Annotated in this window: 16 protein-coding genes and 1 riboswitch; of the genes, 7 read left to right on the plus strand and 9 right to left on the minus strand. The window is 41.5% G+C overall.

What is annotated here, in order from left to right; all coding sequences use genetic code 11:
- Positions 1-29 precede the first annotated feature (29 nt).
- From HWQ37_RS08490 to tumA, 6 genes are all read right to left on the minus strand, one after another.
- Complete coding sequence (locus HWQ37_RS08490; RefSeq protein WP_292745804.1) at positions 30-1031, minus strand: methyltransferase domain-containing protein; 1002 nt, start codon at positions 1029-1031, stop codon at positions 30-32.
- 88 nt (positions 1032-1119) lie between these two features.
- Positions 1120-1308 (minus strand): hypothetical protein, encoded by a 189-nt coding sequence (locus HWQ37_RS08495; RefSeq protein WP_292745806.1) that lies wholly within the window; start codon positions 1306-1308, stop codon positions 1120-1122.
- Between the two features lie 282 nt (positions 1309-1590).
- A riboswitch (cobalamin riboswitch) is annotated at positions 1591-1733 on the minus strand.
- 419 nt (positions 1734-2152) lie between these two features.
- Entirely contained in the window at positions 2153-2593 is a 441-nt protein-coding gene (gene cynS, locus HWQ37_RS08500; protein ID WP_292745808.1) for a cyanase, read from the minus strand.
- Between the two features lie 165 nt (positions 2594-2758).
- The gene (locus HWQ37_RS08505; RefSeq protein ID WP_292745810.1) at positions 2759-3964 is read right to left on the minus strand and encodes an AIPR family protein; all 1206 of its coding nucleotides are present in this window, start codon (positions 3962-3964) and stop codon (positions 2759-2761) included.
- Between the two features lie 219 nt (positions 3965-4183).
- Positions 4184-4567: a toxin TumE gene (tumE, locus tag HWQ37_RS08510; RefSeq protein WP_194145053.1), complete on the minus strand. Its 384-nt coding sequence runs from the start codon at positions 4565-4567 to the stop codon at positions 4184-4186.
- On the minus strand, positions 4557-4787 hold the full coding sequence (tumA, locus tag HWQ37_RS08515) for an antitoxin TumA (protein ID WP_292745814.1): 231 nt from the start codon (positions 4785-4787) through the stop codon (positions 4557-4559). The genes tumE and tumA overlap by 11 nt, the downstream gene beginning before the upstream one ends.
- A gap of 109 nt (positions 4788-4896) precedes the next feature.
- Between tumA and HWQ37_RS08520 the strand changes: the two genes are divergently transcribed.
- Entirely contained in the window at positions 4897-5115 is a 219-nt protein-coding gene (locus HWQ37_RS08520; protein WP_292745816.1) for a hypothetical protein, read from the plus strand.
- 40 nt (positions 5116-5155) lie between these two features.
- Here the strand turns inward: HWQ37_RS08520 and HWQ37_RS08525 are convergent, their stop codons facing one another.
- Positions 5156-5407 carry a hypothetical protein gene (locus HWQ37_RS08525; protein WP_194144364.1) on the minus strand — a complete coding sequence of 84 codons (252 nt, stop codon included), beginning with the start codon at positions 5405-5407 and terminating at the stop codon, positions 5156-5158.
- 88 nt (positions 5408-5495) lie between these two features.
- Here HWQ37_RS08525 and HWQ37_RS08530 point away from each other — a divergent pair, with 88 nt between their 5' ends.
- From HWQ37_RS08530 to HWQ37_RS08545, 4 genes are all read left to right on the plus strand, one after another.
- Positions 5496-6032 (plus strand): hypothetical protein, encoded by a 537-nt coding sequence (locus HWQ37_RS08530; RefSeq protein WP_292745819.1) that lies wholly within the window; start codon positions 5496-5498, stop codon positions 6030-6032.
- Positions 6033-6240: 208 nt separating this feature from the next.
- On the plus strand, positions 6241-10509 hold the full coding sequence (locus tag HWQ37_RS08535) for a strawberry notch family protein (protein WP_292745821.1): 4269 nt from the start codon (positions 6241-6243) through the stop codon (positions 10507-10509).
- 294 nt (positions 10510-10803) lie between these two features.
- Positions 10804-11610 (plus strand): P63C domain-containing protein, encoded by an 807-nt coding sequence (locus HWQ37_RS08540; protein WP_292745823.1) that lies wholly within the window; start codon positions 10804-10806, stop codon positions 11608-11610.
- A gap of 270 nt (positions 11611-11880) precedes the next feature.
- Positions 11881-12330 (plus strand): hypothetical protein, encoded by a 450-nt coding sequence (locus HWQ37_RS08545; protein WP_292745825.1) that lies wholly within the window; start codon positions 11881-11883, stop codon positions 12328-12330.
- 67 nt (positions 12331-12397) lie between these two features.
- Here HWQ37_RS08545 and HWQ37_RS08550 read toward each other — a convergent pair whose 3' ends face one another.
- Positions 12398-13279: a DUF1186 domain-containing protein gene (locus HWQ37_RS08550; protein WP_292745827.1), complete on the minus strand. Its 882-nt coding sequence runs from the start codon at positions 13277-13279 to the stop codon at positions 12398-12400.
- A gap of 607 nt (positions 13280-13886) precedes the next feature.
- Positions 13887-14279, minus strand: a complete 393-nt coding sequence (locus HWQ37_RS08555) for a hypothetical protein (RefSeq protein ID WP_069074069.1) — start codon at positions 14277-14279, stop codon at positions 13887-13889.
- Positions 14280-15185: 906 nt separating this feature from the next.
- On the opposite strand from HWQ37_RS08555, the gene HWQ37_RS08560 reads away from it, so the two are divergent.
- Together HWQ37_RS08560 and HWQ37_RS08565 are read left to right on the plus strand one after the other, a co-directional pair.
- Complete coding sequence (locus HWQ37_RS08560; protein ID WP_190947416.1) at positions 15186-15818, plus strand: AAA family ATPase; 633 nt, start codon at positions 15186-15188, stop codon at positions 15816-15818.
- On the plus strand, positions 15808-16737 hold the full coding sequence (locus HWQ37_RS08565; RefSeq protein ID WP_292745832.1) for a ParB/RepB/Spo0J family partition protein: 930 nt from the start codon (positions 15808-15810) through the stop codon (positions 16735-16737). The genes HWQ37_RS08560 and HWQ37_RS08565 overlap by 11 nt, the downstream gene beginning before the upstream one ends.
- The last annotated feature ends 249 nt before the right edge of the window (positions 16738-16986 follow it).

Here is a 16986-nt window from a genome sequence, read left to right on the forward strand (position 1 = left end):
ATCCAAATATTCATAAATAGCTGCGATCGCTACCTAACCAAGCTTGAGGGATTTTGGTTAGCAAAGTTTCTGTGCATGAATTCTGTGCTTCCATTTGCCCGCACAGCCCAGAACATTCCAAATCGACACAATCCTGCACCAAACGCCAAACGCATCAGTAAAAGCGTCGGTACCTCGCGCACAGACTTGATGAAACCAGACAGCCCAAAACGCACTAATCCCTCTGGTCGAGCCACTCCTTGCCAAATCGAATCGAACCAAGAAGGAAGGGTTTCTTGCGTCCAGTCTGCCGTAATTACCTCCCCTTCAACTAATTCTGTCCCTGCCAAAAGCTCGGAAAAGCCTTCAATACTGGAAAAAGCTGGATGAGACCACTGATCGAGGAGTTGCTGCATTACTCGTTTCTCCCAAAAATTTAGCGGCTTTTGGCGGTCATCCTTCTGATTCCAGTCAGCTACAACCAACAGTCCACCAGGCTTTAGCACCCGCATTAATTCTCTAGCAAAAACGGTTTTATCTGGCATGTGGGGGCCTGCTTCGATTGACCAGACCACATCAAAACTGGCATCTGGAAACGACAATGCCATTGCATCATCAACCGCAAACTGGGCGTTTAGCCCAAGGGGTGTTAACTCCTGGGCGCGTTTCACCTGAATAGGACTGATGGTAATCCCTGTGACAGCAAACCCATAATCTCGCGCTAAAATCCGACTGCTGCCCCCAATACCACAGCCAACATCTAAGACGGTACTACCAGGGGGTAATTTTTCTATTCCACCCCATTTAACCATAGAATGTACAAAGTCAGATTTAGCAGCCAGAAAATCCTTTCGTCGTGGCGGCGAACCGTAGTGACCAAGGTGAATGTGTTCTCCCCAATAAAACTCTACGATCCCGTCAAGAGTCCATTGATCGTAGGAATTGGCAACTGTGGATGAGGATTGATACTTGCGGGCAGTTAGGAAATAAGCCGCAATTCCAATTACTAATAGCAGAAAAAAAACAATTACAGAATATAATAAACTTGGCATTTTTTTGAACGATCTTGTACACCTATTTGAGTCGATCCAACGGTTTACTCATTGCTGCTCGTCCTGAATCAGAGGAGTGATTTCGTAACTACCCACGGTCGGCAATCGCAATATAAATCATCCGATACATCGATATTGCAATGTTTTGAACATCTTGAATAATTTTCCCTTGCAGTAGACTGGGCTTGTGTTTGCCTTGAGGAAGAGCCGTTTGTTTAACAAAGGGATGAATAGCAGTAGGAATCTTCCCAGTTCGGTGAAGATAGAATTTCGGCATGATAATTAACTGAACTATTATTTAGTAACTTAGCAATTCCTATGCGTGATTGGGAAGAGTTTTTTGTTGCTGTGACTATATTCCAAGTGATACTCTCATCCTGGAGTGGCGATCGCGATCGCTGCATCTCAAGACACAACTTGTACCGGAAATTAATCGCTTACCCTCTCATAGAAAGTCGTAATCTGTAGCGGATTGATATGTGGAGCTATGAGAACGTAAAGCTGAGTAGTTGTAGAAATTTTCATAAAAATACTTATCTGTGCCTCGCAGATGTACAAAAATTACAAGTCAACTTCGGCGGGCATTCTGACTCACAAGGCAAGCCTTGTTTACATCTGCGGGACAGCGCCGGATTTACACCGGACTTTCCCCGTTTCCTCTAGCGGCTGTTCCCCACTAGAACCGAGATTCATCTGAATACTAACACAACTGCGATTTGCTTGCATAAAAATCAATGGTCAGTCTATACTTGCATTTGCTATTAATCGGGACAAGTCTTATTCTTTACCAAGCGTTTATTTTCTACTCAGCGTTGCGAGGTCGTTTCCTATTACTTAGTAAACATCTTGCAAAAGTAACAAATGCCAAATTATTGGGGCGCATAGTAAAGGTTACTGGGTTTGGGGAAATTCCATCCCTTTACCCTACTTCTGCAATAAGTAATCTTGAGCGTGATTTTCTAAAAGAAGTTTGCAGGTAATAGTCATTTTGGCTCAATAGGTATTTCGGGGAGATGGAATAGAGAGGATTAGACTGCTAACATCCTAACGATTCTACCTGTATATTAACAAACACTTGCAGGCGCTTTGCTAGTTATTAAAAGTATCTAAGCCCAAGAAAATTACCATTTTTTGTAAGGGAGGAATTTACCTGACATAACAATTTTCACGCGTTCGCCTTTTGGGTCTTCTTCCTTGTCTACATTCAAGGTAAAATCAATAGCACTCATAATTCCATCACCAAACTTTTCTTGAACTACATCTTTTAGTGGAAGTCCATACACCTGCATAATTTCATAGAACCGATAAATAAAAGGGTCAGTTGGAACAACAGCATCACTACCTTTTGTCGGATATTTACTCAGCTCTTTAGCATCGTCTATATCAAGCCCTAATGTATCAACTAGTAACTTTGCTTCTTCAGGTGAAGCACTCGCTTGGCGATAAATTACAGAGGCAATCCATACTTCGTTACATTGCAGAACTTCTGCTAATTCTGCAAAAGTCAGCCCCTTGTTTTCTTTGGCTGTTAAAAGTTTTTGGGTAATTTCAGGAATAGACATTTGAACGTAAAACAAGATTGGATTTATACATTAACAAGCATACACTAACTCAACGTATGAAGCTCAAAACCCAGTTTCTGTCTCTTTTTTAAAACTTGGCTAAGATTTTTTTGACCAGAGTAATGTAAGAGCGATTATTTACCGCTCCTTTGCTCCTATTAACTTTTAGCCTGGTGTTAGCTTTAATTCTTTAGATTTACTGGAGTTGACCATTTTCATCAAGTGCTGATTTAGATAACTTTGCGCCGAAATGTACAAACTTTCCCAAATCTCTTGATTGCGGCTGATTTTAGTACCGACTGTATTTCCTGCTGTTTTCTCCGACACTAAGTATTTGCGGAAGTAGTTATTCCACAGGTGTTGGAGAAAATCTTCAGCAAATTCGTTAAACGGCAGAATCCATTTATAGTCCTTGTCTAGAAATACCCGATATGATGCGATTATCGGTAGTGCCAGGTCGGTTGGCGCACCAAACCCAAAAGAGTACTTGCTGTCCGGCAATAACGTCGTTTTACGTATATCAATTGATGCTAAATCGTTCACACCCTTTCTTCTGGGGTTGCTGATATGTTCTTGGATTATTTCGTACAGTCTTTGCTCTATCCACAGAGCATGAGTCAAGAGAGGCAGTAAAGCAGTTAATCTTTCCCTTTCTGCGTCTGTGATGTTAGAGGGAAGACTCATCCCTGCTGGGTGCTTGGTTCGTTTATTGCCATCGGGGTTGTATTTATTTCTGTCGAGGCAGTAAAGGAGCTTGAGCAAATGGGTGACATTGCACTGGGCATTTCTGGGAGCGCCGCTTTGGTTTTGGTAATAGGCAATGCGGAATTTTCTATCTTCCTTCTGTTCTAACTGAGCTAAGTACTGCTTGATGAATTTGTAATCACCTCTGGCGTTGACTTTGGAGCGAGAATCTACTGGCGTTGTAGTATTACTTGCCAGGGCTATGTCTAGTGCTGATTCTTCAGTCAGTCCGATGTGAATCGTAACTTTTACCCTAGCTTCGGTTAAATTGTAGTTGTAATTTTTCGCTTGCTCAAAAGCTAAAACTGTATGCCCTCCGTTGATAATGCCATCACTACCACCCTCTGATGCTTCTAAGACTTCTAGCTCTAGTTCAGTTTTGTTCTTGACAGGCTTAACTTTATTGGCTGACAGAACGATTCCGCTATGACGAGAGAAGAATTTTTCGGGTTCGGTTGTCAGTGAGTCGAAGACTTGTCTGTAGGTCGCACTTTTGCGGTTCGGTTCGCGGATGTTCGGTTCTAGGGGTAGGTCTGTGGGGAATGAGTCTACATGGGCGGTGGCGATGATGCAGTTTGGGTTAGCTTGAAAGTAGTTATCTATTTTGATGTTCCAAGTCTTGGGCATAGTTTGTTTACAATGAAGGGGAATTTCTATGTTAGCGCTGCTATAACCTTAATTATTCTCTTTCTTCACTTAGAATAAGCTACCAAATTAGCCAAATGATAAACATCACCAATCTCGCTGTATTAAACCTGTTATTTATCATGGTGAAAATTTTCTTTAATTTTGTTTCGTTTAGAGATAATATACCTTCTTTTGCTCTTAGGACAGGAACTTATCCACCTATTTCAATAATTCGGTTGCTTCTTTTAATACTTGAATAATTTCCGGTTTCTGAGAACTAATCACATTATTTGGTAAATGCTTGTGATGCGGAAAGGTAGAGATATCAGGAAAATGCGGCGTACTATCATAACGAAAAACCAGGCTATTTCGCTCATCCTGAAAATGGTAGCGATAATCAAGAAATTCCAACTGATTATCTGTAATTACTATAGCTTCGTTTATTTCTAATAAGTGTGTTTGAGCTAAACGCAATCTAATTCTTAAATTAGCCCGAAGGGATGTTAAAATTTCTTCTTCATAACGTTCTACGTAAAGATTTGGACATTGAACAATTGCTTGTTCTACTTGATTTAAATAATCAGATAGAATGTTAGGCAGCATAGTTCAATCTTTGCTCTATTTCTTGACGCAAAACCAGATAATGGCGGTAATCGTTTGCCCATTCTATAAATAGAGCATCATCTGGTAATGTTCCCTGATTATACTGATAAAAAAAATCTTCAGAGTCCATTTTTTGGTGGTTTTCATACACACTGAGTCGCTTTGCAATGGCAACCAAAGCATCTAAGGATGATGTATATTGAATGGTCTGTTTACGCATTTTATCTTTACTTCAAAATCATCATATTTTGATTATAAGTGAGCGCCACTCCAAAATTTCCTCATCGAGCGCTATTAAAATTAGGCCAATTCTCATTAAATAGTAGCTATTGTGGCGTTCCTGTATCGTCACTACTGCTTCCACACAAGGTTGTACCCCCTTTCAACAGTCGCCAGTAGTTTCGATGGCTTGGATGACAGATACGGTGGGAGCAAGATCCCCAACCCCTGCAACAGCCAATCCACAGAAGAGTCAAGGCTGGTCACTTGATGCAACTGCCGTAACCGCTTTTTCCGTTGGCATTCGTCGAACGCAAGTGCGTCTCTGAAAGAGAAGAGAAGGTATTGCCCTTATCTCAAAACAAAAAATCACCCCCCAATACCTTTGCCACTCTCATAGTTCATAGCTCTGGGTTTCCTCTTGCCTATAGGGACTACTTTCGATTGCTTGGGAGGTTGAGGAGGGCGGCATTTCTCGCAATATAGAGGTCTAACTCCAAAGGTTTCTCGTTGTGTGGGTTGTTCACACTGCTTACATACGAAGTTAAAAACGCGAGTATGAATTTCCCGCTTGTGCGCTCTGACAGTGTACTCTCGGACTTGGATTTCTTTGCTTGCCATTGCTTATTGCAATTAGTAACTTTTTGGATCTTAGCCTTTGCTAAGAAGATTTCAATGCTCTGGGTAAACATAATCACCCATTTTGTGAATGGGAATATGGCTACGCCAAAACCAGAGTGAGAGTTGCAACGACCAAACCCAACTGCAACGCCTCACTACATTGAAAAATCACAAACATTTGGAGTTAATCATGGATATCCAAGCTACTCTCACCCTGACGATCCAAGTAGTCGTTATGAGCTTTGTTGCGCTGATGGTTTTCGATTTCATGAATAGTTTGTGGGTTGTACCCTTACCGCCATTCGGATGGCAACTACCAGTTATTGAACAGCCCACAGTTTCCGCAACAGCATCACAACCTACTCCAAGGGCGATCGCATTTGAGAATATTTCCGACCCTTGGACTTTAGAACTACAATCCCCTGACCATTCTGTTCCCACGCCAGCAGCTATAATCCCTTTGCCCAGACTCCGACTACTCCCACCTGCCAAAGTACAACCGACCAAACCCAAGCGGACTAAAGCAAAATCCTCCACGTCTAAGAAATTCGCCTCAACTAGTACTAAGCACCAGTCCACCAAGCCACGCAAGATAACTGGAAAGTACCAAAAAAATTATAGTTAACCCGTCCTTAGCTCAAACAATTGTAGATTGCCGAGAAGATAAGAGAATTGACGATAGCGACGCGGAAAGCGACTGTGCGTAGCGTCTTTTAGATTTATTCCACCCACTTGACTGCTGGGCTTGTACCAAAAACATTCAATCTCCAATCTCCAATCTTCTCGGTCAAACGGCTACGCCAAAGCGAAAGTGATGTATTCATATAATAGATATGGTCAGCCTTATAGCCACGCAAGGAACTCTGTTTGACCTAGAAACAGTTCTGGATTATGGGCAATCAATCCTCAACGTTGCTCAAGAACTCACCAAATCACTGATTGAGCAACGGACTATCTCCACCAGGACAATCCAAGCCCAGATGAATCGCTATTTTCTAGGCACGGCAGCAGAGGGTGCATGGCAGTGGAAAGACGCTTACGAAGCTATTGAAGTGGCGCAAATCTTATATCTGCGTCATCTGGGAATTAAGATTTTATCACAACAACCTCAAGTGGTTGTGCAACAATTAGAAGAATTAACAGCCCTCTGCCCGACCCATACTCGCCGTAGTGAAGAGTCAGTACAGCTTCAGCAATTCTCCACCCCTCTGCCGCTTGCTTATCTGGTAGCCAAAGCAGGATTTATACAAGCTACTGATTTGATTTTGGAGCCAAGTGCCGGAACTGGTTTGTTAGCACAAATGGCTAAACTGCACAGTGCAAGTCTGATGCTCAACGAGCTTGCACCCGATAGAACGAAGATTCTGCGGCGATTATTCCCTGGTACACCATTATTCTCAGTAAACGCGGAACAAATTAACGACTATCTGGTTGGCAAGACTCAGCCCTCAGTTGTGCTGATGAATCCACCTTTCTCTGCATCTCCCAAAATCAACAGTCGCAACCCGGACGCAACTCCTCGCCACATCAACTCGGCATTGCAAAGACTAGCCGACGGTGGACGACTGGTAACAATCACAGCCAACTGGTTTTCTCCCAATAATCCCACTTGGCGCGAGACTTTTGTTAGGTGGCACTCAGAAGCGCGAGTTTTAATGTCAGTCGGGGTTAACGGCAAGGTTTACTCAAAACATGGGACAACTATCGACACTCGGATTACAGTGATCGACAAAGTTCCGGCTGACTCCAGCGAAATCCCTTGTATTACTGAAACTTTGGATCTGCCTGAAATACTGGCATTAATTGAGCAGTTGCCACAGAGGTCTTCGTGGGAACGCTCAGATATCAAAGCTGCTGTGAAGGCAATTGTTGTTCAATTGCCAAAGCGTACTACAGTTGCACAACCAGAAACAGTCTCCTTTCTTCCAGACGACGTAGTAGTGTTGGAGTATGAGGTTATCGAATGGTCTGCTACAGAAGGACTCAAAGATACTTTATATGAAACCTATCGCCCACAACGAATCAGAATTAAAGATGCTTTACCTCATCCCTCACTGCTTTGTGAGAGTGCAGCCCTAGCACTTGTCTCGCCACCACCACCAACTTACAAACCGCATCTTCCTGGCAATATTATCGCACAAGGCTTGTTGTCATCAGCACAGCTTGAGAGCGTTATTTACGCAGGTCAGGCGCACTCAGAATTTTTATCTGGGTCTTATATTGTGGATGATTCATGGGATAATGTGACTGTAGCAGCAAATAGCTCAGAAAATGCTGTAAAATTTCGCCGTGGCTGGTTCTTAGGCGATGGGACGGGTGCAGGGAAAGGAAGACAATGTGCAGGAATCATCCTCGACAACTGGTGTCAGGGGCGAAGAAAAGCAATTTGGGTATCTAAAAGTTCTGCTCTTATTGAGGACGCACGTAGGGACTGGTGTGCGCTCGGAGGTAGTGAGAAAGATATTATCGACCTGGGCAACATCAAGCTAGGCGATCCCATCTCTTTCACCCAAGGCATCTTATTCTGTACCTACTCAACTCTGCGCTCTCAAAAGAACGATAAAAGTCGGCTCAAGCAAATTGTTGAATGGGCAGGCAAGGAATTTGAGGGAGCGATCGCTTTCGACGAATGCCACAGTATGGGCAATGCAATGGCGCAAGAGGGCAAACTGGGCATGGTTGCAGCATCCCAGCAAGGCATTGTTGGGCTGAGGTTGCAAAACGCATTACCGCAGGCACGGGTTGTCTATGTCTCCGCGACTGGAGCGACGAAGGTTTCCAACCTATCTTACACAAATCGTCTAGGGCTTTGGCAAACCGGCGATTTTCCGTTTAGCTCCCGTGAGGATTTTGTGGAATCCATTGAGGGCGGTGGTATCGCTGCGATGGAAGTGGTCGCCAGGGATCTCAAGGCTTTGGGACTGTATTTGGCGCGATCGCTTTCATTCGAGGGAGTTGAGTATGAGATGTTAGAAATCGAACTCACTCCTACTCAAGAACGTATCTATGACAGTTATGCAGACGCTTTTCAAATTATCCATAATAACTTGCATAAAGCTTTAGAAGCCTGCAACATCACTGGTGCGAAAACATACAACCGTGCTGCTAAAATGTCTGCCATGTCTCAGTTTGAATCGTATAAGCAAAGATTCTTCAATCATTTATTAACTAGCATGAAATGCCCACAGTTAATTAAAGCAATTGAGAATGATTTAGCCCAAGGCAATGCTGTTGTAATTCAAATAGTTTCCACCAATGAAGAATTACTCAAACGCCGACTCAATGAAGTTGCACCCGAAGAATGGCAGGATTTGAACCTTGATTTAACACCACGGGAGTATGTTCTTGACTACTTAGTAAGTGCCTTTCCCGTACATCTGCATGAGATTCACTCAGGCGTTGATGGAGACGAACGCTCCGAACCAGTCTTTGATGCCGATGGCTCTCCGGTTATCTCCCAAGAAGCTGTAGCCTTGAGAGATACTCTAATTGATCGACTAGCAAGCCTTGACCCAATCCCCGGTGCATTAGAACAATTGCTGTGGCATTTTGGTCACAAGCAAGTAGCTGAAGTCACAGGTCGTAGCAAACGAGTATTGAAAGACGAAGCCGGACGCTTGTTTGTGGATTCACGGGGTAGTGGTGCCAATATTGCTGAGACTAACGCATTCATGGCCGGAGATAAGCAAATACTCATCTTCAGCGATGCAGGTGGTACTGGCAGAAGTTATCATGCTGACTTAAATGCTGTAAATCGTAGAAGGCGATCGCACTATTTACTCGAAGCTGGTTGGCGTGCTGACAACGCAATTCAAGGCGTTGGGCGCACTCACCGTACCAACCAAGCTTCTGCACCAGTCTTCCGTCCTGTGACTACTAACGTGCGCGGTGAACGCCGATTCATCAGCACGATTGCTAGACGGCTGGACAGCTTGGGCGCACTCACCCGTGGTCAGAGGCAAACTGGCGGTAACGGTATGTTTGATGCCAAAGACAATCTAGAGTCGAACTATGCTGAATATGCTTTATACGAGTTGTTTAAGCAGATTTTTCAAGGTCGATTTTATGAAGTTCCTCTGGGGAAGTTTGAACAGATGACAGGACTCTCGCTCACTTCCACTGAAGGTGGAATGAAGATAGACCTCCCACCCTTGCGACAGTTCCTCAATCGCCTGCTGGCTTTGACAATCGGGATGCAAAATACGATTTTCGAGCGTTTCGAGTTGCTATTAAGTCAACAAATCGAGACTGCGATCGCTAATGGTGTGTTTGAAGTTGGAGTAGAAACACTTCGGGCTGATAGATTTAGTATCGAAAGCTGTGAATCAGTTTATACTCATCCTCAAACTGGTAGCGTGACCAATTATTTAAAGATTGAGCGTGTCCAAAAGAACAACATCAAAACGGCTGATGAAATGCTTGAGTTTGTTGTTAAGTATCAAGGGCAATTCATGAGCAATGAGAAATCCGGTAATGCGGCTGTGAGCATTCCTACGCACAGCTTCTTTGATGACCAAGGCGGGGTGATTCCAAGAGTTCTACTCGTTCGTCCACAGAAAGAAACGCGTGTCCCTGTCGATAAGTTGGAATCGTCCACTTGGAAGCAGGTTTCGGCTGATGCCTTTGTTGCAGCTTGGTCGAAGGAAGTTGACCAATTGCCCAGATTCACTACTGATTATATTCACCTTGTGACTGGGATATTGCTGCCAATCTGGAAAATGCTACCCCAGAAGAACAATCGAGTATATCGGTTGCAGACCAGCGATGGCGAGAAAATTCTGGGTCGGGTGGTCAGTGCAGTAGATATTCAATCTGTGGCTGAACAACTCGGACTTAAGAGCAAGCTGTTAAGCCCACAGGAGTTAGTCTCTTTAGTGCTAAACGAAGGCTATTCCCAGCAGTTACCGGGTGGCGTTACTTTACGGCGTTCTTATATTGCCACAGAACCTCGCATAGAACTGGTTAATGCTATCTCACTGGCAGAGCGACTCTTAGCTGTGGGTTGCTTCACCGAGATCATCAACTGGCAAAAGCGGGTATTCATTCCGGTTTCAGACAAAGCCCCAGCTATTCTAGCGGCTGTGATTGAAATCTTGGGTTAATTCCTAACCTCAAAGACCTAGTAGTTCGCTTTCGTGACGAAAGCGGGGTAAAGGGGAAGTGGGGATAAGGGGAAGTGGGGATAAGGGGGAAAGGGTTTAAATCCCAAAACCAGTCCCCTTTTCCCTTTCCCCAGTCCTCACAAGCGCATCTTTGGGTTGGCAGACTACTAGATTAAATGTCTGGGTCTTTTTTACTCTCAAAAACTGGGCAGCGATGATAACACCAAGGGAAGTGCAATCTACCATGCAAACGCTCCGCGAGAATTTGATGAAATTTTTGTGGAGAAAGCAATCATGGCTAAGAAAGACTTCACACCCGCCCACGCCGTTGAGTTGTACATCGGCAACTATCGGTTTGATGCTATTAGGATTGTTGAAACGAAAGAGTACCGGATGTCTCAAAATCACATACTTGAGGCAATAGGTATAAATAAGAACTGGCTAACCAGGTTACAGTTTAGCCTACCCCGTGTCTATAAAACCCTTGTAGAACAAGGCTTAAATCAGGTTACACTTTCTGCGGAATATACGGTTAAAACAACAGTAACACGTGCTATAACTTGGTCACTAAAAGATGCCAGAATAATTTGGCGTTACTTTGACACAAAAGGAAATGCACAAGCTCGAAGGTTAATTGATGCCTTATCTGAAGATTCACTCATCAGCAGATTCGAGCAAGTTTGGGGAGAGTCGCGGACAGTTGAGCAACGGCGCATAGACGATTCTCGCATCCTTGATACCCCGCGTCCTTGGACAAAACTTTTTGAAACTGAGTTTGAGGAGAATCTAGCACGGATAAGCAAGCTACATAAAAAGCACATACAAAACGGCAAATACTATTGGGAGTTTGTCTACAACTGGATGACTCCAGAAGAAAAAGCCAAGCTCGATATCGTTAATCCAATTTTGCCTAACGGGAGAAGAAAGTACAAAATACACCAAATGCTGTCGAAAGAAACAAAGGAGAGGTTATCTCCTCACGTTATATCAGTCCTGGTTCTGATGAAGTCGGCTAACTCGGTGGCAGAACTGAGGCGGCTGGTGCAGAGGCAGTACGGAATTGATCAGCCTAATCTGTTTGATGGTTGGAATGTGGAATAATTGACGTAAGTTGCGCGGTAAGCTGACAACGGTTTACCGCGATCAAGTTCCGTGATGATGCGATTAAAGCATCTGTATCCAGGTGTATTCAGAGGCTACTATCGCTACTTCTGCTCTGTTGGTGACTTTAGCTAGCAACCATCTAATATCTAGCAATAGCTCAACCTAACTCACTATTTTTAGTTAAGAGTAAGTGTTAATTCTTCACACTTGTTATAGTTAAACTTATGTTACAAAACCCAATGTAGTTAATCAAGCTTTTATCGTAGCATGGTTAAAAATAGCGTTAATAAAAAGCCAGATAAAACAATTAAAAAGCGGCATCGCTTTTTTCTCAATCCTTATAGTGATTGTGCGTTCACTAAATGCCCCAAATGCGATACTAAAACTAAGTTACGCAAGTTCCCTTTGGTAATCCACATTGAACCTAAACAGCTATTTTTACTAAATAAACAGTGTAAATATTGCCCAAGCTGCGACTTAATTATTGCTAAAAAACAGGAAATTGAGCCATTGATGGCTGCTACTTTTGTCCAAATAAATCCTCAAATTGTAGGTAATAACTATGTAGTTATGGGAACAGTTGATAAAAAAGATTGGAAGGAAGGCGACAAAAATTTGCTTTCCCCATCGGAAATGGTCGGACGCATATACGTCTTCAAAGATGTTTGGAATTTTGAAGTCATTTCGGCAGGTTGGTATCCTAACGAAGAAAAATAATTCCAAAAAATTCTAAGTTTTTTATCATTATTAGTGAAGTTCAAAAAATTTTGCTAAGATTGATGACTCATTTCTTTTTAGAACGATTTTTTCTCCGAGATTGCTTTTGCATTTTTTTCTTATCCCTAGCTTTATTTTTAGATTTTTCAGATGTTCCAAGGCTAAATCCTTCTGGAATAAAAATATTATATGATGGCTCTCTCTCTTGTGGTTGGAAACAACTCCAACTCTCCATTTCTAAGATTATATCTTTAATAAAAGAATACTTTGTATTGTTACGTAGTCTATTTAAAGCTTCTTCTCTCTCTACTACTAGATAAGTGCTTACATCTTCTTGGTCAATAAAAAACAAATCAACCAATTCTTCTTCAAATGCCCGATCTATTTGTTCTTGCAGTTCGACTGCACAAAGCTGTGCGCTATTGGTTACTAAAGTAGTTTGGATATAATAATCCTCTTTATCTAAAGTAGAAAACAGCTTGGCATAATATTGTATCACCTGTTCTCTAGTAAGGACTTCTTGAGCTATTAAAACCAATAATGCTTCTAATGCAGCACCCCTTACATATTCGTTGGCTTCTGGATTTTCTATAAGTTGCTTTATTGGCTCAATATTTGAGCCACTAACGGAAGCAAGTATTCTGCATAAATCTTCAGTTACTATATCTCCAGTTACATCTAATGCCACATCCCCAGGAACTGAAAAAAACTTGATAATTGTAGGATATGCTGCTACTTCCCTAAATTGTGCCAGTAAATATAAAGCATGGATATGTAAAATATAGTCTGATTTTTCTAGTAGCTCTTCTAAATTGTTACTCAGTTTGTCTAAAATTTCTATTAATATAGATGTAATGGTTTCTCGCTCTTCAATGGCTCTTTCTAACGCTAAACGAGGAAATTCCTTAGTGTTATTTTCTAGTTGGGCTAAAATTTCTTCTATTTGCATCTGACCAAGATTAGCACTATTACTACTAATTAACTTAAAGTAGTTTATCAAACTGTGTACTGTAATTTATTAATTTCATCAAAACAGAATACATGCGTCAGTCGCCAGAATACAGAAAAGGTATTTTGTGCGACTGGCAAAGAGCGTAGCGAAGCGGTAGCGAGTAACTTCAATTGATGATGTATCAAAAAATGTTTTACATCAAGAGATGTGAATTGATTTTTATTGTTTGTGAGAAATTTGCGATTAAGCGGCTTGGAGCTAGTCCTCCTCAATATGGGGATTTTGAGTAGAAGAAAAAGCTTGCCAATTAGATAACGGTGAGGCAATTTTAGAAACAGCGATCGCTTCTGTTGGTATTGTGCAGTTATATAACTATGTGTGATGCTAAAAATTCTAAAGCGTAATTATAGTTAGGGAAGAATGCTTTTTGGAAACTGCATCTAACGCTTCTGTTGTGCCAGAAGTGGACAAGTTGTCCGTTCCAAAAACGAACCAAAGTATTGGTATGTGGATAGATAAGTATTTGAATAAATTCAAAGCTATACTCTTTAAGTATTCTACGTGTTCCGTGATACTAGTATTTTCGTAACAGATGGTTATAACTTCAATCAAGAGCAGCTTCATCAGGTAATGCTTCAAGTTGTAAGCCTACAGAATTTAGATAATTTTGGTCATTCAAAACTTGTGCTGGTAATTTATTTGCATTTACAGCCGCTCTTACCAAGTCTTTTGCAAGAATATTTCCGCTTAAAGTTTTAAGTACTAATGTTCCTCCACTCGGAATACCTTGTTGTAAAAGACCTCCCTGGTAAGCATAATAAACAAGTTCCGAACCCTTTAGGAAACTAATATCAGTAGAGTTAGTGGGTAAACTGTTAAAATTGATAGCTATTGGTTTTCCGTTGATAACAGCATCTGTTTGGGCCCTACCAACACAAGGCATTAGGCTAATACAACTAACAATCAGAAGAGAATCTATTAAGGGAACAAATCTCATAAAGCTAGCTTTTCAGTTCGAGTAAAATTAATCAGTTTCAGAACTTTAAGCATTAAAAGGGGAGAATTAGGGGAGAATCAAACAAGATGTACCCTCAAGCATTTAGATAGATATTTGACTTTTGCAAAGTTAGACAAAGTTTAAGCTTCACATCTATATATAGGAATCCGGTTTGAATTTTGACAATATACTGAGACTAAAATCTATATCCAACAAGGATTTTGCCCTAAAACCCGTTCAGAAATCAAATAGGAGTCCTATAGCCAATGCAAGTAGTAGCTTGATTAGCAAGCAAAAGCGCTCATACTCTAACGAGAGAGCTATGAGCGCTGTGAATCAGAAAAACCCACTATTATGAGGATTATCTATCAACTAAATAGACCGAAGTGAATATTAAGCTAACAATCATTAAGTAAATAGGCTGCTGGAAAAGTTACAAATGTTGTGTAATTAATATTACTTATACGATTTATTGCCACAAACGGCTACCAAATTATCACATGGGGAGACTGGAGGCGCTTTACAAAAGCATGTTCCAAAAATCTCTCTTAATTTTATCATCAGTATAGGGTTATGAAGTAGACTAACCTGATCTACCAGTGCTTGGGATGGGAGCTAATTAACGACTATTTTCTGGTCGCTTTGAATATCGCTATATCTCCTCAATCCCAGCTAAAGTGTTGGGGTTTTTATTTTTCTTCTCAGCTATTGCCTATTGTATTTAGCGTAGTCTTATAAGCAATCGTAGCTTCATTTCCACTCTTTTGAATATTTGTCATAGAATGATGCCAAGTTAAAAACTTTAATGCCTTACGTAAATAGTTTACGAGATGGAACAATCGGTAGATAATAACCATGCTGTCTAATAGGCAGCAATAACAAGAAGCGTATTTGCATCTCATTATTATGATTGTCGCTTTTACTAATCAAAAAGGAGGTGTCGGCAAATCAACAGCTGCTGTTCATATGGCCTATTGGTTTAGCCAACGCCAAAAAACGCTGATGGTTGATGCCGACGCTCAACAAAGCAGTTCAGTTTGGGCTAAATCTTTAGGGCTAGATTGTCAGGTAATTCAAGATCCAGAAGATTTGTTTGAAATGATTCCTCAGATAGCAAGTAGCTATTCTGCTTTAGTCATTGATGGCCCTGGCTCTCTTTCTGAAGTTACTAAAGCGATATTGGCTCGTTGTGACCTTGCTTTAGTCCCTTGCCAGCCTTCTGGTTTAGATTTACACAGTAGTCAGAAAATATTGCGTTTTATCAAACATGCAACTGAGTTAAGGTCAGGTTATCCTAAAGCAGCTTTATTTTTAAGTCGAGCTACTAAAGGAACGGTTTTAGAACGAGAAGCAAGAGAAGTACTTAAAGCAACAGGAACACAGGTCATGAAAGCTGCTATTTATCAAAAACAATGTATCGCAGATGCTCCTGGACAAGGATATACGGTATTTCAAATGTCAGGAAAAGCAGCGTTGGAAGCCGCAGCAGATTATGAGTCTTTGTTTGTCGAAGCTTTGGAGGTGCTAAATGTCCACTAAGAGGCGAAACCTTAAAGATTTTGTATTTGAAACCTCGGAAACAGTAGGTGAATCACAGCAGCCAGCATCAATGTTGGCACTATCCTCTATTGTTCTTCCTTCCAAGCAGCCACGACGCTATTTTGATCCAACAAAAATGGATCAACTGATTCAATCGGTAAAAGAATATGGCATTTTAGAGAATCTACTGATTCGTCCCATACCTGATCAGGATGGGCAATATGAATTGGTAGCTGGAGAAAGACGTTATAGAGCAGCCCAAGCATCTGGGTTATTGGAAGTTCCTGTTACTATCCGGGATTTAACTGATTCAGAGGCTATTTCTATTGCTTTAGTGGAAAATCTTCAGCGAGAAGATTTAAATCCAGTTGAAGAAACAGAAGCAGTTTTGCAGTTATTGGCATTACGTTTACAATGCGCTAAAGCCGAGGTAGTTTCACTACTTTACCGGATGCAAAATGATGTATCTCGCCTGACTGATAACGTTATCAGTCAACCTGAAGCTGAGTCTATTAAGGCAGTGTTTACTGAATTAGGGCTGATGGGATGGGAATCTTTTGTTAGTAACCGTCTTCCTCTATTGAAGCTCCCAGAAGATATTTTAGATGCACTTCGCTCTGGAAAAATTGAGTACACTAAATCACGAATGATTGCACGAGTTAAAAACGAACAGCTTCGGAAAACCTTGCTTGCAGAAGCAATTGGTTCTGGACTGTCTTTAAATCAAATAAAAGAACGAGTTAGTAGCTTTAACAATGCAAAACCTCAGCAGGAGGAGTCTGAATCTGCTCCCGTTAAACAACGCATTACATCTATATTAAGCCAAGTTCAAAAAACTAAGGTCTGGTCAAATCCAAAAAAACAAAAACAGTTAGATAAATTGTTGTCTCAGATAGAAAGCTTGCTAGAAAGTGAGTAAATTAGGTGTCTAAGCTAGGATTATCACCTAGATTTTCCTATCAAGTTTCATTGGAGATTTAAAAGCAAGCAAGGGAAGTGCTTAAGGGCAACAGCGATACCTTCACCTTGGCAGCAATTATGGCACACTCCCTCTTCAAGAGTGATTAGTAAAAGATATTAACCATTGATAATGCAAATGAGATTTTTACCCTCAATAATAACTGCACTAACGGCACTGACACTAACTAGTTGCAGCACTACTACTGCT

It is taken from the genome of Nostoc sp. NMS4, from assembly GCF_017115095.1.
Classification (GTDB): domain Bacteria; phylum Cyanobacteriota; class Cyanobacteriia; order Cyanobacteriales; family Nostocaceae; genus Nostoc.

Coding starts and splice junctions, on each gene's coding strand:
- HWQ37_RS08490 (WP_292745804.1), bottom strand. CDS start 1,031: ATGCCAAGTTTATTATATTCTGTAATTGTTTTTTTTCTGCTATTAGTA.
- HWQ37_RS08495 (WP_292745806.1), bottom strand. CDS start 1,308: ATGCCGAAATTCTATCTTCACCGAACTGGGAAGATTCCTACTGCTATT.
- cynS (WP_292745808.1), bottom strand. CDS start 2,593: ATGTCTATTCCTGAAATTACCCAAAAACTTTTAACAGCCAAAGAAAAC.
- HWQ37_RS08505 (WP_292745810.1), bottom strand. CDS start 3,964: ATGCCCAAGACTTGGAACATCAAAATAGATAACTACTTTCAAGCTAAC.
- tumE (WP_194145053.1), bottom strand. CDS start 4,567: ATGCTGCCTAACATTCTATCTGATTATTTAAATCAAGTAGAACAAGCA.
- tumA (WP_292745814.1), bottom strand. CDS start 4,787: ATGCGTAAACAGACCATTCAATATACATCATCCTTAGATGCTTTGGTT.
- HWQ37_RS08525 (WP_194144364.1), bottom strand. CDS start 5,407: ATGGCAAGCAAAGAAATCCAAGTCCGAGAGTACACTGTCAGAGCGCAC.
- HWQ37_RS08530 (WP_292745819.1), top strand. CDS start 5,496: ATGGGAATATGGCTACGCCAAAACCAGAGTGAGAGTTGCAACGACCAA.
- HWQ37_RS08535 (WP_292745821.1), top strand. CDS start 6,241: ATGGTCAGCCTTATAGCCACGCAAGGAACTCTGTTTGACCTAGAAACA.
- HWQ37_RS08540 (WP_292745823.1), top strand. CDS start 10,804: ATGGCTAAGAAAGACTTCACACCCGCCCACGCCGTTGAGTTGTACATC.
- HWQ37_RS08545 (WP_292745825.1), top strand. CDS start 11,881: ATGGTTAAAAATAGCGTTAATAAAAAGCCAGATAAAACAATTAAAAAG.
- HWQ37_RS08550 (WP_292745827.1), bottom strand. CDS start 13,279: ATGCAAATAGAAGAAATTTTAGCCCAACTAGAAAATAACACTAAGGAA.
- HWQ37_RS08555 (WP_069074069.1), bottom strand. CDS start 14,279: ATGAGATTTGTTCCCTTAATAGATTCTCTTCTGATTGTTAGTTGTATT.
- HWQ37_RS08560 (WP_190947416.1), top strand. CDS start 15,186: ATGATTGTCGCTTTTACTAATCAAAAAGGAGGTGTCGGCAAATCAACA.
- HWQ37_RS08565 (WP_292745832.1), top strand. CDS start 15,808: ATGTCCACTAAGAGGCGAAACCTTAAAGATTTTGTATTTGAAACCTCG.